The organism is Nitritalea sp., from assembly GCF_054166705.1.
Genome location: NZ_JBSZCV010000008.1, coordinates 1 through 22,410 on the forward strand (window position 1 = coordinate 1; position 22,410 = coordinate 22,410).

Consider the following 22,410-nt stretch of genomic DNA (forward strand, 5'->3'; position numbering starts at 1 on the left):
CGATCGCCCCTTCCGTAAGTGTAAATTGCTCCTGATCTATACCAGTGGTACAGCCAGCGAGTAAAGAAAAACAAATGCAAAACAACAAAATTATTTTTTTCATAACCTGTAATTATTAGTGAATTGGGGGATTTCTCCCCCCAATTTTTCGAAAACGCTCATGGTGTAACAGTTGCTCCTTTAGCAACTAAAACCCTACCATATTCTCCACAATCATACAAGGCAACTGCACCTCCTTCGTAGACCTCTACTAACTCACAAGGCACCGCATAGGCATCGCTTACCTGCATAAAGGTTAAGGATACAGTAAAGAGGGCTATTAAGCCTGAATAAAGCAAGTTATTTTTATTATTTATTTGCCTCGAATAAAGGTTTTTTATATGGTCTAAAGTCATTTAAAAACAATAATTAACCATATCATGACATTTTAAAACCCTTCAATGACAAAAAAATAACGCTCGAATGTTACTAACAAGTTTACAACTCATCCGAATCAGCAGCCTCCGCCAGTATCAACCGCTTCAAATAAAAAGCAACACCAAGGTGTAGAAACCTGCCTTCAAGGGTTGATCGAAGAGATACTCCAGAAAATACAGCCAGCAAAAAAACAAAAGCCATCCCTTTGGATGGCTTTTGTTTTTGATTATACACATAAGTTAGAAGCTATAGCCCACAGTGAGCTTGAAGAAAGAATCTTGACCTTCTACCAGATCTGTACCGAAGGCAAAGCGTACCATGGCCCCTCCATTTGGATCTGCAAACTGCACATAGGGACCTAACCACTGATACGTATCAGTAGAAGATTCTACATTCGATCCACCCGTATTGATGAGGTGCTCATAATGTCCTCCTAAAGAGAAAAACGGCGAGACCTTGTAACCAAAATTCGCCCAGTAATGCAGAAAAGACAAGGTAGTCCCATCCTCAGGTGCCTTATTACGTCCAGGCGCGTAAAAACCTGCATAAATTTCACCCTCTGTTTTCGCACGATCAATGCCGATCGTCACATTTGGCACAAAACCATCGCCTAAAACAGAAGCACCGCCAGCACCTGAGGAAAGTAAATTTCCTCCAAGGATACCAATTTGTGGATTAAAACTAACACCCTCCGCAATATCGACACTAACACCGACACCGAACTCTGTCCAGTTGCCCCATGCACCACCAGTTCCACCAGACCACTGAATACCATAGAAAGTAAAGTCTAATGTACTGCTCACTGCATAGCTACCCGTGAAAAAAGGATAGAAGCCGAAAAACTGATCTGAATTAAGGGTGACATCTAAACTAAACTTCTCATCGGACTGTGCATAAGAAGAAGTAGAGAGGACGAATAGGAAGGATAAAGCTACAAGAACTTTCCCTACCCCTTGAGTAAGATTTGATTTCATCTTGTTTAATAGGTTAATGTTTAAACTGCTTTAATTTGACACTTGTCGTGTAGCCGGCCTACATGCACTTAGTGGTTTACGCTTGTAAAATTAACCATAATTTTTGTTTTTGCAATAGCTTTAAGTTTTTTAAGTATAATTTTCAATCAAAAATAGAGGAAGTTACGCTTTTTTCAAAATTGAAGCCCTTTATTTACACCACCCAAAAACGATACGACTCAGGAGCCAAAAAGCCCCATTTTGTACGTTACCCGCTACTATTTGTAAGAACACGCTATAAACTAATAAGAAAGGGGCTACTTTCCTCAGCACCTTACCCCCTCCAAGACAAAAAATTAAGACCAAAAAAAAAGGGGCATAAGCCCCTTTTTAGATCAAAGTATGTAAACAAGACGTATTAGGACCGATATCCTTTAACCGTTTCAATAAACGTCTTCACCTTAGCAGGATCAATATCTGGGTACACCCCATGCCCTAAATTGGCGATGTGTGGCACGCCCTTAAAACGAGCCAGCATGGCACGAGTAGCCTCTTCCACTTGCTTGTGCGTGCCATAAAGAGCCGCTGGATCTAGATTTCCTTGAAGTGTTTTTCCAGGGCCGATTTGATGCTTCGCATCTTCAACACGCATATTCCAGTCCAAGCCTATCGTTTCACATGAGAGCTGCCCCATTTCTTCTAATGCAAAAAAAGCACCCTTGGCAAACACCGTACGCGGAACTTCTGGTAGAGCGGCACAGATCTGCTCGATATAAGGAAGTGAAAAGGTAAGGTAATGTTCTGGAGATAGAATTCCTGCCCAGCTATCGAAAATTTGAATTAAATCCGCGCCAGCAGCTACTTGAGCCCGAAGATAGTTTATCGTACTGTCGGTGATCATCTGGAGTAGCTGATGCGAAAACTCAGGGTTCGTATACAGCGCTTCACGTGCTCGAGAAAAAGTTTTACTCCCACTACCCTCTAACATGTAGGCGAAGATCGTCCACGGTGCCCCCGCAAAACCAATGAGTGGCACCCTGCCCGCCAATTCTTTTTTCGTAATCTTTATGGCTTCGATCACATAGCTGAGATCATCCACCCCATCTGCGATACGTAAAGTTGCCAAGTCAGCGGAGGACTTCACGGTCTTCGGGAAAAAAGGACCGCGCTTTTCTACCATCTCATACGGTAAGCCCATCGCCTCCGGAATCACGAGAATGTCAGAAAAAATGATAGCAGCATCCACACCTAATAAATCTACCGGCTGAATAGTCACTTCCGCAGCCAGTTCCGGCGTCTGAGCTAACTCGATAAAACCACTTACACTTGCCCGTACAGCACGGTATTCCGGAAGAATCCTGCCCGCCTGACGCATCAGCCAAACAGGGGTGCGCTCCACAGCTTCGCCACGAGCCGCACGTAAGAGAAGGTCATTTTGTAATTGCATGATGCAAAGATAGGGGTTAAGGAATTAAATTAGGTCAAGGCATAAAAATAGCAGCCTATAAAAGCTGCTATTTTTCTTACTACACGACCTATCTACATTTATTTCGTAAGATCGAAGCGGGGAATATCTTTACTCTCCGGATTACCGATCAACTTCATGACCGCGTGGTAATCGTTGACATCCACTCGCCCATTTGTGAGAAACTGGGAGGGAAGCACCACCACACGAAAAACTTGATTTTGGGTAAAGTCCGATCCCGCCGTGGCAGGGTTTAAGGTCCCCTCTAAAAACACCGAATAATCTACCCGAGTAAAGTCCGCATTGTAAATCAATACGCCCTCAGGAAAAAAGATGTTTTGTGGAACAGGTCTCCATATGTCCAAAGGTGGATCATCCGCAGTAGTCTCCCAAAGCAAATAAAACAACACTACATCTGATTCCTCGATGGGGAAAATAGGAGAATCGTCTGGATTACGCACGAAGGTGAAATTGTTTTCCTCAGTAAAATTCACCACGATTTCTTCTACTTCAGCTAAAAGCAAGCCCCCTGGAGGTCCTGGAGGTCCTTCTAAACCCGGAGGCCCCGCAGGTCCTTCGCAGGCAGCAACTACCATAAAGCCTATGGCCATCGCTGCTAAAATGTATTTTTTTACCATAAAATTTTATTCGTCTTATGCACTAAAATAGTACCAATCTACTTCTAGATACGAATAAAATTCGCTTACGTTCATTTATTCTTTTTTTCTGGCCAAGAAAGTTTGCCAGCAGGCAAGCCGATAACCACCACTGAATCTTCCCGTATTAGGCGGTCGATGAAAATTTCTGGCCGAGGGAGCCCCTTTTCCTGAGCAAACTCCACCAAGGAGCGCTTCACCTTTTCAGGTCCGGGAAGCTGTCGTCGATCGGCTACCACAGAAGCGATAAGGGCTTCCATTTGGCCTACGGCCAAAACCTCCGCCCCTGCATAAGGCTTCTCCCCCCCGATAAAAACAGCTAAGGTATCTAGTTTGCCGGCAGGCTCCTGCGCATACCAAGTATGCAAAATAGCCCCTTGCCCGGACACCTCCGCCTCCACCCGCTCGAAAACTTGCTTCATGCGTTTCTCTGCTGGGGTGCCAATAAACCACTCGCCATATAGTGTCCAGTCAGCCTCTTGCTGGGTCAGAGACAATTCATAATTAGCGCTGTAGCGTTTCCATAAGCCGAACCCGACAAGTAAAATCAGCAGAAAACCCGTCCCTAATGCAGCATTCTTGTTCATCTTCCTAATAAGTAACGTACCCCGATGGCTCCTTGCAAGCGAAGATGACCAAAACGATCCAGCACCTGCAAAAACAAACCCACTTCTGCGAAAACGCTGATCGGTAGCTCATCGAAATAATACTCTCCACCACCAAAAATCTCTCCCCCAAAGTCAATGTTGGTCCTGCGGTCACGCAGTGGGATATTCGGGTTAATAGAAGGATCCGTATAGAGATAGTTGACCCCGATAGAACGCAGCTGTGCACCCGCCCCCACGTACCCTAAAAGTACGCCTTCAGAAATTCCAAAATCACCTGTGAAGTCCTCATGGATCATCCCCCGTAAATTTATGGAAAAGCCCCCCGTGTGGGAATGCCCGCCATAAAAAGCATTCGGAACCGTAGGGCGGCGCTCGAAAGCGCGCTGATAATAGCCTTGGCTGTTCGGCCCGGCACTTCCTATCATCAGCTCTAAGGCGAAAAACTCGTCTAAAAACTTCTTGTAGGTTACCGAAAGTGGCTCACCTAGACGAAGCCCTACACCATCTTCCTGTGCCTGTGCAGGCTGCACCCATACACCACCGCCTATCAGCAGTGCACATACTAAAAACCTCAGCTTTTTCATCTTCTTAAGCATTTCAACTCATTAATCGCGCAAAACTATTCCTTGAAAAGGGAAAAGCAGCACTTTTTCTCGAAAACTTTCACTCGAAAACCGTGCCCAGCCTACACATCGCCTAAATAGCCACAGACTTTAGCTGCATCTGATGTAAGTTTGCATAGTACCCCTGCTGCTGCAAGAGTTCCTCGTGGGTTCCACTTTCCTTTAACTCGCCCTGATGCAAGACTATGATACGATCGGCCTTTTGGATCGTGGAAAGCCTGTGAGCGATGACGATGCTGGTACGTCCCTGCATCATTTTTTCGATCGCCGACTGAATGAGCTCTTCCGTCTCGGTATCCACAGAAGAAGTGGCCTCGTCTAAAATAATGACCGCAGGATTGTAAACCATCGCGCGCACAAAGGAAATGAGCTGCCGCTGCCCTACCGAAAGAGTAGCTCCACGCTCCATTACATTATAATCCAAGCCACCCGGAAGCCGCTCTATAAATTTCCGAGCACCGACAAGCTCCGCCGCCGCCAGCACCTGCTCACGGCTGATGTCTGGGTTCCCTAGCGTGATGTTGTAATAAATGGTATCCGAAAACAGAAAAACATCCTGCAGGACGACACCGATATGCTTCCGCAAATTTCCCAAGCTATACTCCTGGATATTTCGGCCGTCTAAAAGAATCTCCCCTCTATTGATTTCATAAAAGCGAGAGATCAGATTGATAATAGAAGATTTCCCGGCACCCGTAGCCCCCACCAGTGCCACCGTTTGGCCGGAGGCCACCTTAAAATCAATGTTTTTTAGCACCCATTCCTCTTCGTTATAGGCAAACCATACCTGCTTCAACTGAATCTCACCAGTGATTTTATCTGGCGCGAAAGCCCCCTCATCCGCGATGTGCTCCTTAGAATCGAGCAACTTAAAAATGCGACTCGAACTGACCACGCCCAGCTGCAGGGTATTATACCGATCCGCGATCATACGAATCGGACGGAAGAACAACTGCAGGTACATGATGAAGGAAATCAGCACACCGACTTGCAGTTCCATATTAAATACCCCGGTAGCTCCGTACCAGACCACCAACCCGATCCCCATCGCCTGGATGATCTCCGCGACGGGAAAATAAATCGAATAATACAGCACCGACTTGATATGCGCGGTGCGATGATCTTTGTTGATCGCCTTAAACCGGTCGTACTCCCGCTGCTCACGATTAAAAATTTGGATAATATTCATCCCCGTGATGTGCTCCTGTAAGAATGCATTTAAGTTAGAAACGGCATTGCGTACATCGTTAAAAGCTACTTTAATTTTTTCTTTAAACACATAGGTTGAAATTATCAGAAATGGAAGCGTACATAAACTTACCAATGTCAGTTTCCAATCAATATAAAACATCACCCCGAGGATGGTGATGAGCTGAAGCAGGTCTCCTATGATGGCTGCCAAGCCCTCGCTAAAGACATCTGCCAGGGTCTCGATATCCGAGATATTTCGCGTCACCAGTCTGCCGATCGGCGTATTATCGAAAAACTTTAGCCGCATCCGTGTCAGATGGCGGTAGAGCTTGATCCGAATATCGCGAATGATCACCTGCCCGATCCAGCCCGAAAGGTACGTATGCAGAAACTGTACGATGGCCTGCAGCACCATGAGTCCGATCAGCAGATAGATGATGCGCAGCAAGCCCGCTTGATCCCCTATGGCCACATGCTCATCTATGGCGATTTGGATGAAGTAGGGGCGCGTGGGCGCCAAAATAGCCAGGGCTATCGTCAAAAACACCAAAGCAAAAAACTGCTTGCGGTAGGGCTGAACGAACCCGTAGAGCTTTTTAAGCACTTGGGTATCGATGATTTCGCCACTCTTAACTTTTTCTTGTTCTAAACTCAAAATTCTACTGTTTCGTCTTGTAAACGGACTCCGGATAGCGCACACTACTTAAATATAGCCCATAAGGAGGCGCTGCCGCCCCCGCCATACGCCTATCTCCTGAGGCTAAAATCTCCTGAAACTGCCCCAGCGAGACCTTGCCCTGCCCTAAGGCCACTAAAGTCCCCACGATGGCACGCACCATCCCCCGAAGAAAACGGTTCGCACGAATATGAAAACGTAGGGCATCCCCTTCCTGCTCCCAGTAGGCCTCGTAAAGGGAACAGCGAAAATGGCGCACATCGGTATGGACTTTGCTAAAACACTGAAAATCCTCTTGCTTTAACAAAAAAAGCGCCGCTTCGTTCATTTTTTCTAGGTCAGGGTTCTGGTAAAGCGTCCAGGCGCGCCCCGGCGCAAAGGGATCCTTTCGCAGCCGCACCTGGTAGCAATAACTCCTGTCTACAGCATCAAAGCGTGCATGCGCCTCAGCCTGCACCTCCTGAATGGAATGAATGGCAATGGCCGGGGGTAAAATACCGTTTAACTTTTTGCGAAGCAGCGCTTCCTCTATCGCTTCTTCCACATCAAAATGCGCAACCTGCTCCAGCGCATGTACGCCCGTATCCGTGCGACCACTTCCCATAATGGGGCAGGGGCGGCGCAAGATCTGGGCCAGCGCCTCCTCAATTTCCTGCTGCACCGTATGCGCGTTCGGCTGTGTCTGCCAGCCATGATAGGGGCTGCCATCATAGGCCAAGTGCATAAAATATCTCCTCATCACCTGCAAAGATAACCAAGGCGCCGCTTAATTTCCCCCCCTTTCCCCTATCTTTACCTTGTGAATCAAGAAATAACCCTTTTTATTTGTTAAAATTTTAATGTAATGATTCAAAGAATCCAAACTGTCTTTCTCTTTCTTTTGGCCGTGGCCATGGTTCTTGTAGCCTTTTCTCCCATCTGGGAACAGGTAAATCCCGCCCAAACGCAGCGCATGATGCTGACGGCTTGGAACCTGAAAACCATCGCGATAGACTCCCAGGAGGTGCTGGCCGAAAAATCTGTTTTCTACATCGGGGGACTAGCGCTCACCTCAGCACTGCTCGCCCTATTTAGCTTGCTCCAATTTAAAAACCGAGGCCGCCAGCTCATGCTCAACATGGTAAATGCCCTGCTCATGATGGGAACGGTCATCAGCATCGTGTGGCAGGTACACCAGGCGAATGAAATCATAAACCCTGGCGTAAATGGAGCTTTTGTACTCGGGTTTTGGTCCGTATTTTTCGCGCTAGTCATGAACATGCTAGCGAATCGCTTCATCCGAAAGGATGAAAAATTAGTGCGCTCTGTAGACCGCATCCGTTAACACCAGCACCACCACCTATGCCGCTACAACCGGAAACTATCGCCATTCACGCAGGAAATGAACATGTAGCCGGAGAGCATCCGGTCATACAGCCGATCACGCTTTCCACCACCTTTCGCCATGAAGAAGGCGCTCTGCTCTACGGTCGGACAGATAACCCGAACCGAAGAGCCCTAGAAAAGGTAATGGCGCAACTGGAAGCGGGCCTGGAGGCTGCTTGCTTTAGCTCCGGCAATGCGGCGGGGATGGCCGTTTTTCAGGCTTTGCCGCCAGGCAGTCATGTCCTCGCACCCGATGACATGTACCACGGATTACGCCTACAGCTTAAAAATCTGTTCGCTGGAATCCTAGAGGTGGATTTCGTGGACATGTGTGACCTGGAAGCCCTGCGCAGCGCCTTCCGACCGGAGACTGCCCTGGTCTGGGTGGAAACCCCTTCAAATCCTCTCCTTAAAATAAGCGACATCCGGGCCATCAGCCAGCTCTGCCAGGCGAAAAAAGTGGCCCTGGCCTGTGACAATACGTTCGCAAGTCCTCTGGTGCAGCAGCCACTCCTTCTAGGTGCAGACCTGGTCCTGCATAGTAGCACAAAATACATCGGAGGGCACAGCGACCTGACGGGAGGCGTCCTGATTACGGCGGAAAAAAGTCCACTATGGGAAAAAATTCGGAGCATTCAGCAGATAGGGGGTGCGGTACCGGCTCCTTTCGACTGCTATTTTTTAGCCCGCTCCGTCAAAACGCTCCCCTACCGCATGCGCGCCCATGCAGAAAATGCCCTGTGCATCGCTCGCTTTCTGGAAGCTACCCCCTCCATTACAGCAGTGTACTACCCCGGCCTACCCAGTCACCCTCAGCACGAACTAGCCGCCACCCAGATGCGCAGCTTTGGTGGGATGATGAGCCTACTATTCGAAGGAGACGCCTCCGATACGGACGCGTTTATAGCGCGCCTACAGCTTTTTACGAATGCCACCAGCCTCGGCGGTGTAGAATCGCTGATCGAACGCCGCGCCGCTGTGGAGGGCCCCGACACGAAAACACCTGAAAACCTAATCCGCCTCTCCGTCGGCCTAGAGCATCCTGAAGACCTTATGAACGACCTGGCGCAGGCGATCAACCACTGTAAAAATAAGTAGTTCACCACTGCTGGCCTCCACGGTGCCTCCACGGAGCATGTGTCCTGCGATTTATCCCCTGCTTAGAAATTGATTTGCGCCTGCAGGCGCAAAAGGGAACCCCGCTGCCGATTCGATGGGTTCAGCGAATTTTCTGCCGTTCGGTCCGAAATCGTATACATGGCTACCAACTCAAAATGCCGATGGGGCTGCCATTCCACACCGATTTCTAACTCGCGAACGCGATGACGGGTGGCGTCCAGCTCATGCTTTTTACCCCCAGCATAATAGTGGTAGCGCGTAAAGGGAATGAATAAATCCTTTCCCGTCTGCAGGTAGTAAGAGGCTAAGACATAGCCCCCCTGAAGTGGAGCATCTTCCACCTCATTCGTTTCCGGATTAAATTCGGGGCCTCTCCCCCAGTTGAACTCCGCCTGTATCCCAAAAGGCTGTGGGTACAAGATAAAGCTCGGCCCATAACGGAACTCCTCGAACTCTGTCTGATCGAAATCCGTCTGCGGGTTCCTGTTGATCACGAATTTCCCCGTATACCCCTGAAAAGAGCCCTCGATGAGCTGGCCCGATGGCAGCTCGAAGGGATAGGTGACGCGCGAAACCACATGGAGGCTATTGTTTCTCTCGGGGCTGTTCGCTGTCTGCCCATTATAAAGCCCCAGACCGAAGACGCCGTAATCCCCTGATCCTTTAAGCCCAGATGCTACCAGATGACTGAAGCGCTTGCGGATGTGCGTCGGTGCCCAGTAGGCCATCACACCGATGTCACGCTCATTCGCCACAGCAGAATTCAAACCGTCGTTTCGATCCAATGCGATCCGGTTTTGACTTGACTGCAGGTTTTCGAAGCCAAAGGGCACTTTTGACTGCCCGATGCGAAGGCGAAACTCCTGCTTGCGGTCGATCCCCAGATCGAAATAGGCATCCCGTATTTGGACCGTATTGTTCCCTCCTGACGCAAAATCCGGCTGAATGTACATGTACACCCGCTCATGAATTTGCCCATAAAAAATCATACGGATCCGACGGAAGAAAAAACCACCATTTTCGCCCCAGGACCGATCGCACTGCTCGCATTGCAAGTTGGGATTAGTCTCTAAAAGCCTGTTGTAGCGCAGCTGCGCATAGCCTCTCAACTGGATGGTTTCATACCAGGGCTTGGAAGCTTGGGGCACACGCGCCTGTTCCGTGCCGACGGAGTCAGAAGCAGCAGGCCTTGCAAGCAAGCTCATTCCTATTCCCGCCCACACGCAGATCGTGAGGAAGATGTAACGCATCGCGTTAGTTCGTTTTAGTACAGCGCTACAAAGGTCTCCTTTATTTTCTCTTAAGCTGTGAAGAAACCATTAGGCTATTATTACGGATTTGCGAAGGAATTACTCGCATTCCCGACCGCTGTTTACAATCCGGAAACACCTACCCCCTCCCGGATGTAGAATTTTCCATAAAAACACCTTTAACCCCCTTTAAAAGCCCTTTTTTATGTTAAGAAATTATGAAGCCTCCCTAGGGGTTCCTCAGCGCCACTCATCCAAAAGGGCAAAAAAAGGGTAGCCGAAAAGAGGAGTTTGGTGCGCCAGCTGGTCAAATAGCCGTCACCTCAAAGGGAAAAAAAGGGTAGCCGAAAAGAGGAGTCAGCAGACCCACTTTTCGGCTACCCTAAGAAACACGCCCGCTCCCTGGCAGCAGGAGGACCAAAAGCCAGACGCAGCTACGTGCCCTTTGCCCGCAGGGCGCCTGTCGGCTTACACCGCCTTATGCGAGGCCTCGAACTGGTGGACCACCTTCTCGATAATCGCACAGCAGGCATGCAGCTGCTCCTCGGTCATCACCAGTGGCGGCGCGAAGCGAATGATATTTCCATGGGTCGGTTTGGCCAGCAGGCCTTCCTCTTTCAGCGCTACGCACATGTCCCAAGCCGTACTACTATCGGGCGAATCATTCACGACGATCGCATTTAGAAGCCCTTTTCCCCGAACCAAGCTCAAAATCTCGCAGCGGTCCACCAGCTGCTGCATACGTTCTCGGAAAATTTCCCCTAGACGCCGTGCATTTTGAGCCAATTTTTCATCCCGCACCACCTCTAGGGCGGTCATGGCCACCTGCACCCCGAGTGGATTCCCCCCGAAGGTAGAGCCATGCTGACCGGGACGGATCACCTCCATGATGGCCTTATCCGTCAGCACGGCGGATACTGGGTAAAACCCTCCGGAGATGGCTTTACCGAGGATTAGCATATCTGGCCGCACATAAGTAGCCGGCTGCTGCTCACAGTGCCCCGCACAGGTACAGTGGCCACAGACGGCCAGCAGCGAGCCCGTCCGTGCGATGCCCGTCTGGATTTCATCTGCAATAAAAAGCGCCCCCGCTTCTCGGCAGGCAGCCGCGGCTTCTGCCATATACGATGTCGCAGGTGTGTAGACACCCGCCTCCCCCTGGATAGGCTCCACTAGGAAGGCGATCACATCCGGATCCTGGAGCGCCTCCTTCAGGGCCGACACATCGTCATAAGGGATACGGATAAACCCTGGCGTGTAGGGACCGAAATCCTTCCGAGCATTCTCATCGTTCGAAAAGGAGATGATCGTCGTCGTCCTTCCGTGGAAATTATTATCCGCCACGATGATTTTCGCCTGATGGGCCGGCACCCCTTTTTTCTCATAGCCCCATTTACGGGCTATCTTTACCGCCGTCTCCACCGCCTCAGCGCCCGTGTTCATCGGCAGCACCTGTTCGAAACCAAAGTACTCGGTGATGTACTTTTCGAAAGGACCGAGGCGATCGTTATAAAAAGCCCTAGAGGTCAGCGTCAGCGTCCCCGCCTGCTCCACCAGCGTCTGCAAAATCCGCGGATGGCAGTGCCCTTGATTTACGGCAGAATATGCCGACAGGAAATCAAAATAGCGCTTGCCTTCGATATCCCACAGGTATACCCCTTCTCCACGCGCCAGCACGACCGGCAGCGGGTGATAATTATGCGCGCCATACGCATGCTCTAAAGCGATGGCTTCTTGACTCGTTTTTATCGTTTCCATAACCTTTTAGTGTCTTCTCGTATAAACAAAGCTACTAAAAGGATTTTGGCTTTAAAAACTTTCACGCCACAGATCCTGGTCAGCTAGCTTTAAGCGGAATAGCGGCCCTTTTTTAGAAGCAGCCCCGACCAGAATAGAGCCGAAAAAGGGGCGCGGCGAGCCGCAAAGCGAATTTCTCGGAAAATAAAAAATCGGCACGTCTGAGCAGGTGCCCGCTGGGCGGCGAGCCGCAAAGGGGGACTTTTCGCTAGCAAGCTCAGAGCAGGAGACTAAAAAGTGGACAGACCGCCCGAATACCCCGATGAATTACAGGAATTTAGGGAAATATTTTTCTGCTTACTTTTGTATATTCGTTAAAAAGGTCGATATTTGCAAACTCATTTAGAAATACGTCAATACTATACATTTGAATATATCATGGCAAGAGTTTGTGAAATCACCGGTAAAAGACCTCGAGTAGGTAATAATGTATCGCATGCGAACAACAAGACGAAGCGTAAGTTTTATCCGAACTTGCACAAGAAGTCTTTTTATGTTCCGGAAGAGGATGCGTGGATTACCTTGAAGGTTTGCAGCAAAGCCCTCAGAACGATCAATAAGAACGGCATCAGCGCAGTATTAAAAGATGCTGAGCGTAAGGGCATGATCATCATTAAGTAATCCGATTAGCAGAACGATATAAATTTACACCGAGATGGCGAAGAAAGGTAATAGAGTACAGGTTATTTTAGAATGCACAGAGCACAAGACTTCTGGCATGCCGGGTACTTCCCGTTACATTACGACGAAAAATCGTAAAAACACGACGGAGCGCATTGAGTTGAAAAAATTCAACCCGATCCTAAAGAAGGTGACGGTACATAAAGAGATTAAGTAAGGTTTTACAGGGTTCATTTTACGGTGGCCCATTAAAAAGATACAATTATGGCTAAGAAAGTAGTAGCGACCCTAAAAAAAGAAGGTGGTGTAACTTACGCTAAAGTTATCCGTGCGATCAAGTCTGAAAAGACTGGTGCTTATACCTTCAAGGAAGAGATGGTTCCAACCGCTTTGGTGCAGGAAACCCTTAAGAAATAATAGCTACCTCGGTGGATATTAGATCGTCCCAGAGTTTTACTCCTGGGACTTTTTTCGTTATATTCGAATGTTAATAGGCAGCATACATGGGAATTTTTGATTTCTTTTCGAAAGAGAAAAAAGAAAGTCTGGATCAGGGCTTGAAAAAAACGAATGAGACTTTTTTCTCCAAACTAGGAAAAGCCATCGTCGGTAAGTCCACCGTAGACGAGGAGGTACTGGATGAGCTGGAAGAAATTCTAATCACCGCAGATGTCGGTGTAGATACCACGCTTAAGGTAATAAAGCGCATCGAAGAGCGCGTCGCGAAAGATAAATACCTAAATACCTCTGAGCTAGATGTCATCTTACGCGAGGAAATCGCTGGCCTGCTCGAAGAAAATAAAAGCGTAGACCAAGAGACCGCCTTTTCCCTGCCTGAAGATAAAAAGCCTTATGTGATCATGGTGGTCGGAGTGAACGGTGTGGGGAAAACCACCACCATCGGTAAATTAGCCCATCAGTTTAAAGCTGCAGGAAAATCGGTGGTGCTGGGCGCTGCCGATACCTTTCGCGCCGCGGCTGTGGATCAACTTATCCTCTGGGGCGAGCGCGTCGATGTGCCGGTGATTTCGCATGGCATGCATGCGGATCCCGCCTCAGTGGCCTTTGATACCGTGAAGAAGGCTGTTGAAATGCAGGCCGACGTGGTGATCGTAGATACAGCCGGTCGACTGCACACGAAGGTGAACCTCATGAATGAACTGAGTAAAATCAAGCGTGTGATGCAGAAGTTTATTTCCGATGCTCCACATGATATTATGCTGGTACTCGATGGCAGCACCGGCCAAAATGCCTTCGTACAGGCAAAAGAGTTTACGAAAGCGACAGAAATCACCTCCTTAGCCATTACCAAGCTAGACGGTACCGCTAAAGGTGGGGTGGTTATCGGGATCTCAGACCAATTTAAAATCCCCGTCAAGTATATTGGCGTGGGCGAAAAAGTGAGTGACCTACAGGTCTTTAACAGAAAGGCCTTCGTAGAAGCTTTGTTTCAAAAAAAATAAGGGCTCCGCTGCGTTGAGAACGCTCTGTACGCTGTAAAAAAAGTCTGCCAGAATTTATTGGCAGACTTTTGCTTTTCTGTTCGCTTACTTTCGCTTTACTCTTTTTTCGCTTTCTTTTCCTTTCGTTTGCTTTCGTCTCTTTATTCTTTGCTTTCGTTTCTTTATTCTTTGCTTTCGTTTCTTTCTTCTTTGCTTTCGTTTGCTTTCGATTTCGAGTTATTTTGCTTTCGTTTGGTTTCGATTGCTTTCGATTGCTTTCGATTCGCAGATTTTTGCTTTCGTTTACTTTCGATTGAGACTGTTCATTTAGAGACGAGACTGTTCATTTAAGTGTGTCTGCTAACTTTACAAGAATGAAAAAGAGAAAGACGATTGAGGACCTACTAATAGAACCAGACAGGGCTGGAGGGATAGCTTATGAAACTGTGTCTCGAGTTCTCTTTTTATTGCCGGGAAATAGCTCCATCGGCCTGCTGCCCTAGGGCTTGACCTTCAGAAAAATTCATGAAACAAAAAGCGTTTCTTGTGTTCCTGACCATCAGAAGTACGATAGTGATACTCTTGCAGCAGCTTATCCCCTTTTAACACCTGACAGGTGCGTTTGAAAATAGGGCCATCGATACAAAGTGTGTGGTATTCTCCATTTTCACCACATGGATCAACGTCCGGAGGAAGGGTTTCCAGCAACTCAAAACTCAGCGTCTCTCCCGCATACTCCTCGGGCAATTTATCCAGATCTAAGGCACAAATAGCCGTCACAAATCCCTGAGCCAAAAATTCCCTCATAAGGGTATCGGTCCCTTTGCCCCAAAGGGGAAACACTGGCTCCAGCCCAAAGGGCCGCAGCAGCTGCTCCCGATACTTCCGCAACTCCTCCAAATAAATATCCCCAAAGGCTATATGCTGAATGCCCTGCTGCTGACAGTCTTGATAAAAGTGACGCATACACGCTTCGAAGGCCCCATTATCCCCTGAAGCTGGATAAAAAAGCGGTTTCAAAGGCAGGCCAAGTGCATCCGCCTGTCGCTCGATCACCTCCAAACGGACACCGTGCATACCCACGCGGCGTGTCTCCTCCCCAAAAGTGGTATGCAAAGAGACGACCTCATAACGGGGATCCAGCTGCATATAATAGAGTGCTAACGCACTGTCTTTACCCCCGGACCAGCTCATACTCACTGGGGCCGGGGCCGTAATAGGACTGAAGACGGACATACGATAAGAAATAAGGAAATTGAATATTTGAATATACGAAGTCTTTCTCAGTGCCGCCGCTTCAGCCTAAAAAAAGAAAACCAGCCAAGGGAGAAAACGATCCCCAGGGCTGGCTCCTTAATCGCCTACGTATCCGGCGGAAGCAATAGGACAAAGGCTGAAAGCTTCTCCTTAGCGGAAAATGACGTTATTTGGCCCCGCCCCTACATTAAAAGTATCCAAGAGATTTCCCTGCGCATTCAAACGAAATACCTGCCCATTGCTCTGAAAACCGGCGGCATCGGTCACCCAAACGTCCCCATTCGCGGGGTTCACACTCAGGCCATATAGGTTTTCTCCTGAATAAAACGCAGGATTCGTCACCTGACGGCTAGTGAGATCGATCGCTGCCACTACAGAGCCGGTGGCAGGAAAGGGATCGTTCGCGCCAACATATAGGGTATTTTCATGCTTATCGAAAATACTCGTGGCATTTTCCAAGGTGATCATGTGTGTGTCCACGATGGCGAAGGTACTTGCATTTAATTCATGAAGAAAAAGAGTGGATCCGCTTCGCGCAAAGAGGAGTAAGCCACCGTCATGCTCCAGAAATCCGGCGGGAGCACCCTCCACCTCAATTTCGCGCACTTCTTCGGTGCCTAGATCTAAAACGACCAGCCGACTAGCAGCAGATGCAGCGATTAAAAGTTGATTTCCCCGGAGCAGCATCGCACCCGGCCGGCTCGGGACGGGGATTTTTCGCGCTACAGTACCGCCACGGACATCTTCCACCACGGCGATGTAAGAGTCGGGGCTGCCAAAGTTAGCGTCGAAAGGTCCCCAGTCGCTTATGTACAAATTCCCACCAGCGACAGTCAGTGACCGAGGAAGATCCAAGTCTGCCTCGACAGCGCCCACACTCTCAAAATCATCGCGATTCACAATCTCTACTTTACCAGTATTCGCCACTAAATACGTGAGGTCTTCATTGTCGATCATACTTTGGATAATACCTGCAAAGGGTCGGCTATTCACCTCCTCAAACAAGGATAAACGTACCGTACCCTCTTCCAGGTCAATAAGTGAAATTTCCCCGTTGTTTTGTCCGAACTGCCCTTCGTTCACGACAAAGATACCTTCAGCAAAAGGGCCTGCCTCCGGCTCATTCGGCGTAGGCGTGGGCATCGAACTATCCTCACTACAAGCTGCTAAAAAGAATCCTGCTGTCAGGAGATACAAAAAGGACTTTACTACGTGTTTCATAAGTTTACAGTAAAATGGATGGTATAATTTCTGCCCGGCATGGCACGCAGCCGGAGTACTTGATATTCGGTATTGAAAGCATTCAGCACACGCCCTTGGACCTGGCCGCCATAGCCCCTCCAGCGCCACGTATAGGCGGCATGCAAGTCCGTAAGGCGATAAGCCGCTACGCGTGTGCTATTATCCAAACTGATAAAGCGATCTCCCACAAACTGCTGGTTCACCCCTACTTCTAGAGGTCCTATCCGATAGGTGAGCTGAGCATTCCACTTGTCAAAAGGGGTGTAGGGCAACTGATTCCCGACTGTTCGGTCATTTTCACGTACCGCGCCTACATTCGTCGCTACTGTATGGTTATAAGTGGCCCGCAGACCGAAATGCTGTCTCGCTGTTAGCTGCACCTGTAACTCTCCCTGGTATTCGAGCCCCCGGTTGTGGACTTCGCGGATATTCGAAGGGCTCCAAAAGTTACCCGTGGGCAGCCATACGATCCAGTTGTCCACCCACATAGCATAAGCAGTGAGTCGCTGTTCCACCTTCCAGCGTTTGCTCTCCATGCGGTGCTCGAAGCCCGTCTCCAGGCTCCAGCTTTCCTCAGGCAGTAGGTCCCTATTGCCGCCAGGCTCCCAAAAGCGATCGTTCAGGGTGGGTACTTTAAAACTTCTGGCAGCCGTTCCTACCAGGCGCAGCTTATGGATTTCGCCCTGCCAAAACTGCCAGTTCCAGCCTAAACTGGGCGTAAAAGGTGCCGCTTCGCCATCAAACCAAAACTGTCGCAAATTGACCGAAAAACCAAGACGGGGGCTAGGGGTCACATTAAAGGATTGGTAGAGCTCCAGCCGGTCTTCCTCTGCCTCATAGGTGCTGAGCCTGCCGATCGCCCGCGTGTAGCGGATGCCCGATTTAGCGGCGATCCACTCATTCCCTTTCCAGTCCCACTCCCCCGCAGCCAGATGCTGCCGCGTGCGGTTCTGTGAGGCATTGAAAATATTTTCATCGTGGACGATTCCTGCCTTCAGGTTTAGCGTTCCAGCCGCAGCATAGCGAAAGTAGTCCACGACCACGCGGAGACTGTTGTCCAGCTGCACATCTCGCGTATTCGAGCCGATAACAGGCTGAATCTCCCGCTCGGCACTGTTCCACCAGAGCGCCATGCTCAGTTGATCCCGATCGGAAAGGGTATAGCTGCTTTGATGCACCAGGCCGAGCTGCTCCACCCGTCCATGCGGCATCCGCTCCACAGGCGTCTCACGCCGGGCTAAGTTGCGAAAGGGAAAATCATTCCGGGTAAACTGTCGGTACAGTGTGGTGCTTTGCGCATAGCTGCCTGCGGCAAAGCGATAGCGTAGACTTTTATTCCAAAGGCCGAAACTGCCCAGTCCATGGTCTAGCTGCACCTGATGGCCAGGGGTGAAATCAGCTTGGGTCTCTAGGTGGGTGCTCCCCCCGATGGCATCGGTACCGAAATTAGCCCCTGCGCTGCCCATAAACACATGGGCAGCATCGAAGCCTGCAAGTGGTAAAAGCGAAAAGTCTATTTGTCCTAAGGAGGGGCTATTCAGCGGGAGACCATTCCAAAAGACGGCATGATGGCCCGCGGAAGTACCTCGTGTGCTGACTGTCTGTAACATCCCCGCACCATACTGCCGGACGAACAAACCCGTTTTTTGCTGCAAGTAATCCCCAAGGCTTTCCCCAGGGTGTCGGCGCAGGGCTTCGGCATCCACGGTGTGTACCGCCTGACCGTAGGCATACTTGGTCACCGGAATCGCCTGCACAGACACCGCTTGGAGTTCAAGGGTATCGGTGACGGCGGCCCATGCCACGCCAGAAACTCCCCAGCCACCGAAGAGGCTAAGGAAAAGAAAGACATACCTGTTCATGCGACTATGGAATGAATACAAACGATTTACTCCAAAGCGATTTGGTAAAAGAGGAAAAAGAAAGAATGGCGCGAGCATCACAAGACGACCGGCACACTGACTGATTCGCTCAGCTTTTCACCCGAAAGCTTTGAACTACTGTCGGTTACAGGCAGGTCTCCTGACTTCCCTGGATGCTCCGGCCTTCTCATGCACTCGCACAATGGCCCTCGGTGGGTGGAACATCTCTAATGCGCGATCCGCAGACACGACGCACTCGGGTTACAGTTGCGGGGACAGCTCCGGATTTACACCGGATTCCCTTTTAATTTAGCAGCTCATGAGTGGAACAGCTAAAACCTAAAAACCGCTACAAACATACAAAGGAAATGTTAAGAATCCACTACCACTACTAAAAACTATATGAATTTTACATCTTATGAAATGAGAAAAAAAATCATGAAAAAAATCAAGGTAAAAAAATCTCTTGCTTTACTTTGTATACATGAGACTGCGTAAAGAAGATCTTACACGCTCCCTCTTTCTGCCGCTTTCCTTTTCGAGAAAAGCGTGTCAATAAGTATCTGAATCCCTTCATTAAACGCCTATTTACCTGTGAAGCGAGTAAAAACCTCTATCCTCCACACCCAGCTTATCTCGATTTTCTGCCTGCTTTGGCTGATCCTGACTTTGGGCTGTAGCCCAAAAGAAAGCGAAAAAGATGGACTTTGGGAGCCCCTGCCACTTGCTTACGCAACAGGCTTTAAACTATATCAAATAAACAGCTACCACCTAATCGAAATTCTGCAAGGGTATCCGGGACAAGAAAAGCCTGCTTACCTACTGATCGGAGAGGACGCACCGGATGCCAGAACCCAAGCGGCGCTGCGCGAAATCACCTATCGCTGGATACCCCCGGCCGAGCGGCTTATTGCCACTGCCACCTCCCATCTTCCTCCTTTGGAAGCAGTAGGAGCCTTAGAAAGCTTACTTGCCTTTCCGAATACGGACCTGATCAGTTCCCCTGCCGTACGCGAGCGGATCGCCGCAGGAAAGGTGCAGGAGTTGGGAAAAAATGCAGGGCTTAATGTGGAGGCTGTGCTCGACCTTCAGCCCGACATTGTACTAAACAGCCATTTGGGAGCGGAAGACCGTAGCGCCAGACTCTTGGAGGAAGCCGGCATCTATGTGTTGCCGATAGGCGACTTTATCGAACCGCATCCATTAGGCCGTGCGGAGTGGAGCAAGGTCATCGCCGCCGTAGTAGGCCACTATGAAGAGGCGGTGGAGGTCTTTGCTGACATCTCTTCCCGCTATGAAGCCCTACGGGAGCGGGCGGAGGCGCTATCGCAAAGGCGAATAAAACCTGTTCGCGTCATGACGGGCATTCTCTATCAGGACATTTGGTATGTGCCCAGTGTAGACTCTTGGAATACCCAGTTGATCCGCGACGCTGGAGGCAGCTACATTTTTGAAGACGTAAAAGGAGTTGGCAGCCAAACTCTGAGCTTCGAGCAGGTGCTGGACCGGGCTTTAGAGGCCGATGTGTGGCTGGGACCATCGGATGTGCCCTCTTTAGCGGCTTTGGCGGCCAGTGATCAGCGATATACCTTTTTCGCCCCCTTTAAAACACAGCAGGTGTTCAGTTATGGGCTAAAAAAATCAGCGAGGGGTGGGCTTCCCTACTTTGAAATCGCGTATCTTCGACCCGATCTCATCTTAGAAGATTTGATCCGCATCTTCGGAGCGGAAGCGCTACCTGAGGAGCAGATGCATTTTTACCTCCCCTTACCTGAAAAGTAATATGCGCAGCACCTGGCTCTTTCTCTTGCTCTCTTTGGCCTTATGCGGCCTTCTGCTGCTCTCCTTGAGCATCGGCTCGGTGTCGATTCCTCCACAGGAGCTTTTGCGTCGCATTTTTGGTGAGCCCTTCCTACGAGAAAGCCATGAGCTCATCTTCTTCGCTTACCGGCTTCCAAAAGCCCTAACGGCGATCCTGGCGGGAATCGCACTCAGTCTCAGTGGCCTGCAGATGCAAACCTTCTTTAAAAATCCATTAGCAGGACCCTATGTACTCGGCATCAGCTCTGGCGCGGGACTTGGAGTGGCTGTTTTACTGCTGAGCGGATCGGCACTTCAGCTGCCTATCGCTGCCACCTGGGGAAGCTATGGCATCACGCTGGCTGCCTCCCTAGGTGCTGCCCTCGTGCTGCTAGCGATCAGTTTTACAGCCTGGCGCGTGCGTGATAGCATGACGCTGCTAATCGTAGGCTTGATGGTGGGTAGTCTGACAGGATCTATCGTTTCCTTATTGGCTTATTTCAGTGATGCCGAACAGCTGAAGCGGTACACCGTCTGGTCCATGGGGAGCTTAGGAAGCCTACCGATGGCCGATGTACTGCTCTTCGCACTAGTCTGCCTGCTGGGAATACTTCCGCTAGTCTTCCAGTTTAAAGCCTTTGACGCCATGCTTTTAGGGGAGGCTTACGCCAAAAGTATGGGCATCAGCACCCGTCGTTTACGCCGTAGCATGCTGGTGAGCACGGGATTACTCGCTGGCGCCACCACCGCTTTTTGTGGACCGATTGCCTTTATAGGCATTGCAGTCCCACACATCGCGCGCCTGCTCTTCCGAACCGCCCAGCATCGCATCCTCTTTCCAGGTACCGCCCTAGTGGGTGCCTGCCTGCTGCTGCTTTGCGACAGCATCAGCCAAGTACCTGGCGCTGCTACGACACTCCCGCTGAATGCCATCACCAGCCTTTTCGGCGCGCCCATCGTGATCGCCCTGATCTTAAAACGAAATTTCAGTAAAAGCCTATGAGCCGACACAGCGTCAGCACCGAAGACCTCACCACCGTACTGAGTAGCCGTGACCTGAGTATCGGCTACACGAAATCACTGGCCCCTCCCCTAGCCGAGCAGATCAACTTAGACCTCAAAAAAGGACAGCTCACCTGCTTGTTAGGGGCGAATGGTGTCGGTAAATCCACCTTAATCCAAACCTTTTTAGGAGAAGTGCCGCCCCTTCAGGGACAGGTGCTCCTCCAGGGACAAGATGTGCGTCAGGTGCCGATCGAGCGACTATCGCGGCAGCTCGCTGTCGTCCTTACGGGGCGCCATGCTGCGGCGAACTTAAAGGTGGAGGAGCTCGTCGCACTGGGCCGCATTCCGCATACCGGATGGACCGGGCGCCTACGCTCCGTGGATTTGGAGGCCATCGACAAGGCACTCGCGGACACAGGTGTCGCTTACCTTCGTGGCCGCCTGGTGCAGGAGCTGAGTGATGGACAGCGACAGAAGGTCTTCATCGCACGGGCGCTAGCGCAAGAGACCGAGCTGCTGATCTTAGATGAGCCCACGGCACATCTGGACCTCCCTAACCGCTACTTGATCATGCAGCTCCTGCGGGAGGTGGCGCACAGCCATCAAAAAGCCATTTTAGTCGTGACGCACGACCTGGACATCGCTATCGAAACAGCGGATGTCTTTTGGCTGATGCGCTGCGGGTCGCCCCTGCTGAGTGGCAGCCCCGAGGACCTGATCCTCACTGGCGCTCTAGCCTCCCTTTTCGAGGGTAGTCCCTTGTATTTTGATCGCTTGCAGGGCAGCATGCGTTTTCAGGCCTTCACGGCCTCTGAAGGTATATCCGGGGATGCCGTAGCGGTGAAGTGGCTCAGTCAGGCTTTAGCCAAAGCAGATATCCTGCTGCCCTCACAGTTCCGGCTAATCGTCAAAGACGGTCCCTTTCGTGCCCATTTACAAGAAGGAGCCAGCAGCAAAATCCTAGCAGTGTACACGAGTATCTCAGAAGTTCGAGAAGACTTCCGCCAGCGTTTCCGGTAAAAGAAGCAGCTTCATCCAGCAATGAAGAGAGCAGAGTCCGC

Annotated in this window: 22 protein-coding genes and 1 riboswitch; of the genes, 9 read left to right on the top strand and 13 right to left on the bottom strand. The window is 50.0% G+C overall.

The window, feature by feature from the left end; all coding sequences use genetic code 11:
* Window positions 1-158 precede the first annotated feature (158 nt).
* From ACXIT9_RS03850 to truA, 8 genes are all read right to left on the bottom strand, one after another.
* Entirely contained in the window at window positions 159-395 is a 237-nt protein-coding gene (locus ACXIT9_RS03850; RefSeq protein WP_458054931.1) for a hypothetical protein, read from the bottom strand.
* 261 nt (window positions 396-656) lie between these two features.
* Window positions 657-1,391: a DUF6733 family protein gene (locus ACXIT9_RS03855; protein WP_458054932.1), complete on the bottom strand. Its 735-nt coding sequence runs from the start codon at window positions 1,389-1,391 to the stop codon at window positions 657-659.
* A gap of 397 nt (window positions 1,392-1,788) precedes the next feature.
* Entirely contained in the window at window positions 1,789-2,817 is a 1,029-nt protein-coding gene (hemE, locus tag ACXIT9_RS03860; RefSeq protein ID WP_458054933.1) for a uroporphyrinogen decarboxylase, read from the bottom strand.
* A 98-nt stretch (window positions 2,818-2,915) separates the two neighbouring features.
* Entirely contained in the window at window positions 2,916-3,473 is a 558-nt protein-coding gene (locus tag ACXIT9_RS03865; RefSeq protein ID WP_458054934.1) for a hypothetical protein, read from the bottom strand.
* Between the two features lie 71 nt (window positions 3,474-3,544).
* Window positions 3,545-4,078, bottom strand: coding sequence for a hypothetical protein (locus ACXIT9_RS03870; RefSeq protein WP_458054935.1), 534 nt, complete (start codon window positions 4,076-4,078; stop codon window positions 3,545-3,547).
* The gene (locus ACXIT9_RS03875) at window positions 4,075-4,683 is read right to left on the bottom strand and encodes a hypothetical protein (protein ID WP_458054936.1); all 609 of its coding nucleotides are present in this window, start codon (window positions 4,681-4,683) and stop codon (window positions 4,075-4,077) included. The genes ACXIT9_RS03870 and ACXIT9_RS03875 overlap by 4 nt, the downstream gene beginning before the upstream one ends.
* 112 nt (window positions 4,684-4,795) lie before the next feature.
* A complete protein-coding gene (locus ACXIT9_RS03880) occupies window positions 4,796-6,568 on the bottom strand; it encodes an ABC transporter ATP-binding protein (RefSeq protein WP_458054937.1) in 1,773 nt (590 codons plus the stop codon).
* Between the two features lie 4 nt (window positions 6,569-6,572).
* On the bottom strand, window positions 6,573-7,328 hold the full coding sequence (truA, locus tag ACXIT9_RS03885) for a tRNA pseudouridine(38-40) synthase TruA (protein ID WP_458054938.1): 756 nt from the start codon (window positions 7,326-7,328) through the stop codon (window positions 6,573-6,575).
* A 105-nt stretch (window positions 7,329-7,433) separates the two neighbouring features.
* On the opposite strand from truA, the gene ACXIT9_RS03890 reads away from it, so the two are divergent.
* Window positions 7,434-7,913 (top strand): DUF4293 domain-containing protein, encoded by a 480-nt coding sequence (locus ACXIT9_RS03890; RefSeq protein WP_458054939.1) that lies wholly within the window; start codon window positions 7,434-7,436, stop codon window positions 7,911-7,913.
* 17 nt (window positions 7,914-7,930) lie between these two features.
* Entirely contained in the window at window positions 7,931-9,052 is a 1,122-nt protein-coding gene (locus ACXIT9_RS03895; RefSeq protein ID WP_458054940.1) for a trans-sulfuration enzyme family protein, read from the top strand.
* Between the two features lie 62 nt (window positions 9,053-9,114).
* Here ACXIT9_RS03895 and ACXIT9_RS03900 read toward each other — a convergent pair whose 3' ends face one another.
* Together ACXIT9_RS03900 and rocD are read right to left on the bottom strand one after the other, a co-directional pair.
* On the bottom strand, window positions 9,115-10,323 hold the full coding sequence (locus tag ACXIT9_RS03900) for a porin (protein ID WP_458054941.1): 1,209 nt from the start codon (window positions 10,321-10,323) through the stop codon (window positions 9,115-9,117).
* Window positions 10,324-10,791: 468 nt separating this feature from the next.
* Window positions 10,792-12,081, bottom strand: coding sequence for an ornithine--oxo-acid transaminase (rocD, locus tag ACXIT9_RS03905; RefSeq protein ID WP_458054942.1), 1,290 nt, complete (start codon window positions 12,079-12,081; stop codon window positions 10,792-10,794).
* 417 nt (window positions 12,082-12,498) lie between these two features.
* Here rocD and rpmB point away from each other — a divergent pair, with 417 nt between their 5' ends.
* The 4 genes from rpmB (at window position 12,499) to ftsY (ending at window position 14,204) form a co-directional block, all read left to right on the top strand.
* The gene (gene rpmB / locus ACXIT9_RS03910) at window positions 12,499-12,741 is read left to right on the top strand and encodes a 50S ribosomal protein L28 (protein WP_009053262.1); all 243 of its coding nucleotides are present in this window, start codon (window positions 12,499-12,501) and stop codon (window positions 12,739-12,741) included.
* Window positions 12,742-12,775: 34 nt separating this feature from the next.
* Entirely contained in the window at window positions 12,776-12,958 is a 183-nt protein-coding gene (gene rpmG, locus ACXIT9_RS03915) for a 50S ribosomal protein L33 (RefSeq protein ID WP_009053261.1), read from the top strand.
* A 47-nt stretch (window positions 12,959-13,005) separates the two neighbouring features.
* On the top strand, window positions 13,006-13,158 hold the full coding sequence (locus ACXIT9_RS03920; RefSeq protein ID WP_458054943.1) for a DUF4295 domain-containing protein: 153 nt from the start codon (window positions 13,006-13,008) through the stop codon (window positions 13,156-13,158).
* Window positions 13,159-13,244: 86 nt separating this feature from the next.
* Window positions 13,245-14,204 (top strand): signal recognition particle-docking protein FtsY, encoded by a 960-nt coding sequence (gene ftsY, locus ACXIT9_RS03925; protein WP_458054944.1) that lies wholly within the window; start codon window positions 13,245-13,247, stop codon window positions 14,202-14,204.
* A 492-nt stretch (window positions 14,205-14,696) separates the two neighbouring features.
* On the opposite strand, the gene ACXIT9_RS03930 is transcribed toward ftsY, so the two are convergent.
* From ACXIT9_RS03930 to ACXIT9_RS03940, 3 genes are all read right to left on the bottom strand, one after another.
* Window positions 14,697-15,419 (bottom strand): Dph6-related ATP pyrophosphatase, encoded by a 723-nt coding sequence (locus tag ACXIT9_RS03930; protein WP_458054945.1) that lies wholly within the window; start codon window positions 15,417-15,419, stop codon window positions 14,697-14,699.
* Window positions 15,420-15,590: 171 nt separating this feature from the next.
* The gene (locus tag ACXIT9_RS03935; protein WP_458054946.1) at window positions 15,591-16,661 is read right to left on the bottom strand and encodes a YncE family protein; all 1,071 of its coding nucleotides are present in this window, start codon (window positions 16,659-16,661) and stop codon (window positions 15,591-15,593) included.
* Complete coding sequence (locus ACXIT9_RS03940) at window positions 16,658-18,544, bottom strand: TonB-dependent receptor (RefSeq protein WP_458054947.1); 1,887 nt, start codon at window positions 18,542-18,544, stop codon at window positions 16,658-16,660. Before ACXIT9_RS03940 ends, ACXIT9_RS03935 begins: the two co-directional genes overlap by 4 nt.
* Before the next feature lie 133 nt (window positions 18,545-18,677).
* Window positions 18,678-18,902, bottom strand: a riboswitch (cobalamin riboswitch).
* Window positions 18,903-19,138: 236 nt separating this feature from the next.
* Here ACXIT9_RS03940 and ACXIT9_RS03945 point away from each other — a divergent pair.
* Genes ACXIT9_RS03945 through ACXIT9_RS03955 form a run of 3 tightly spaced genes read left to right on the top strand, consistent with a single transcriptional unit; the run spans window position 19,139 to window position 22,369 of the window.
* On the top strand, window positions 19,139-20,326 hold the full coding sequence (locus ACXIT9_RS03945) for an ABC transporter substrate-binding protein (RefSeq protein WP_458054948.1): 1,188 nt from the start codon (window positions 19,139-19,141) through the stop codon (window positions 20,324-20,326).
* Between the two features lies 1 nt (window position 20,327).
* Entirely contained in the window at window positions 20,328-21,347 is a 1,020-nt protein-coding gene (locus tag ACXIT9_RS03950; protein ID WP_458054949.1) for an iron chelate uptake ABC transporter family permease subunit, read from the top strand.
* Window positions 21,344-22,369: an ABC transporter ATP-binding protein gene (locus tag ACXIT9_RS03955; RefSeq protein WP_458054950.1), complete on the top strand. Its 1,026-nt coding sequence runs from the start codon at window positions 21,344-21,346 to the stop codon at window positions 22,367-22,369. The genes ACXIT9_RS03950 and ACXIT9_RS03955 overlap by 4 nt, the downstream gene beginning before the upstream one ends.
* Window positions 22,370-22,410: the final 41 nt, after the last annotated feature.

Coding starts and splice junctions, on each gene's coding strand:
- ACXIT9_RS03850 (WP_458054931.1), bottom strand. CDS start 395: ATGACTTTAGACCATATAAAAAACCTTTATTCGAGGCAAATAAATAAT.
- ACXIT9_RS03855 (WP_458054932.1), bottom strand. CDS start 1,391: ATGAAATCAAATCTTACTCAAGGGGTAGGGAAAGTTCTTGTAGCTTTA.
- hemE (WP_458054933.1), bottom strand. CDS start 2,817: ATGCAATTACAAAATGACCTTCTCTTACGTGCGGCTCGTGGCGAAGCT.
- ACXIT9_RS03865 (WP_458054934.1), bottom strand. CDS start 3,473: ATGGTAAAAAAATACATTTTAGCAGCGATGGCCATAGGCTTTATGGTA.
- ACXIT9_RS03870 (WP_458054935.1), bottom strand. CDS start 4,078: ATGAACAAGAATGCTGCATTAGGGACGGGTTTTCTGCTGATTTTACTT.
- ACXIT9_RS03875 (WP_458054936.1), bottom strand. CDS start 4,683: ATGAAAAAGCTGAGGTTTTTAGTATGTGCACTGCTGATAGGCGGTGGT.
- truA (WP_458054938.1), bottom strand. CDS start 7,328: ATGAGGAGATATTTTATGCACTTGGCCTATGATGGCAGCCCCTATCAT.
- ACXIT9_RS03890 (WP_458054939.1), top strand. CDS start 7,434: ATGATTCAAAGAATCCAAACTGTCTTTCTCTTTCTTTTGGCCGTGGCC.
- ACXIT9_RS03895 (WP_458054940.1), top strand. CDS start 7,931: ATGCCGCTACAACCGGAAACTATCGCCATTCACGCAGGAAATGAACAT.
- ACXIT9_RS03900 (WP_458054941.1), bottom strand. CDS start 10,323: ATGCGTTACATCTTCCTCACGATCTGCGTGTGGGCGGGAATAGGAATG.
- rocD (WP_458054942.1), bottom strand. CDS start 12,081: ATGGAAACGATAAAAACGAGTCAAGAAGCCATCGCTTTAGAGCATGCG.
- rpmB (WP_009053262.1), top strand. CDS start 12,499: ATGGCAAGAGTTTGTGAAATCACCGGTAAAAGACCTCGAGTAGGTAAT.
- rpmG (WP_009053261.1), top strand. CDS start 12,776: ATGGCGAAGAAAGGTAATAGAGTACAGGTTATTTTAGAATGCACAGAG.
- ACXIT9_RS03920 (WP_458054943.1), top strand. CDS start 13,006: ATGGCTAAGAAAGTAGTAGCGACCCTAAAAAAAGAAGGTGGTGTAACT.
- ftsY (WP_458054944.1), top strand. CDS start 13,245: ATGGGAATTTTTGATTTCTTTTCGAAAGAGAAAAAAGAAAGTCTGGAT.
- ACXIT9_RS03930 (WP_458054945.1), bottom strand. CDS start 15,419: ATGTCCGTCTTCAGTCCTATTACGGCCCCGGCCCCAGTGAGTATGAGC.
- ACXIT9_RS03935 (WP_458054946.1), bottom strand. CDS start 16,661: ATGAAACACGTAGTAAAGTCCTTTTTGTATCTCCTGACAGCAGGATTC.
- ACXIT9_RS03940 (WP_458054947.1), bottom strand. CDS start 18,544: ATGAACAGGTATGTCTTTCTTTTCCTTAGCCTCTTCGGTGGCTGGGGA.
- ACXIT9_RS03950 (WP_458054949.1), top strand. CDS start 20,328: ATGCGCAGCACCTGGCTCTTTCTCTTGCTCTCTTTGGCCTTATGCGGC.
- ACXIT9_RS03955 (WP_458054950.1), top strand. CDS start 21,344: ATGAGCCGACACAGCGTCAGCACCGAAGACCTCACCACCGTACTGAGT.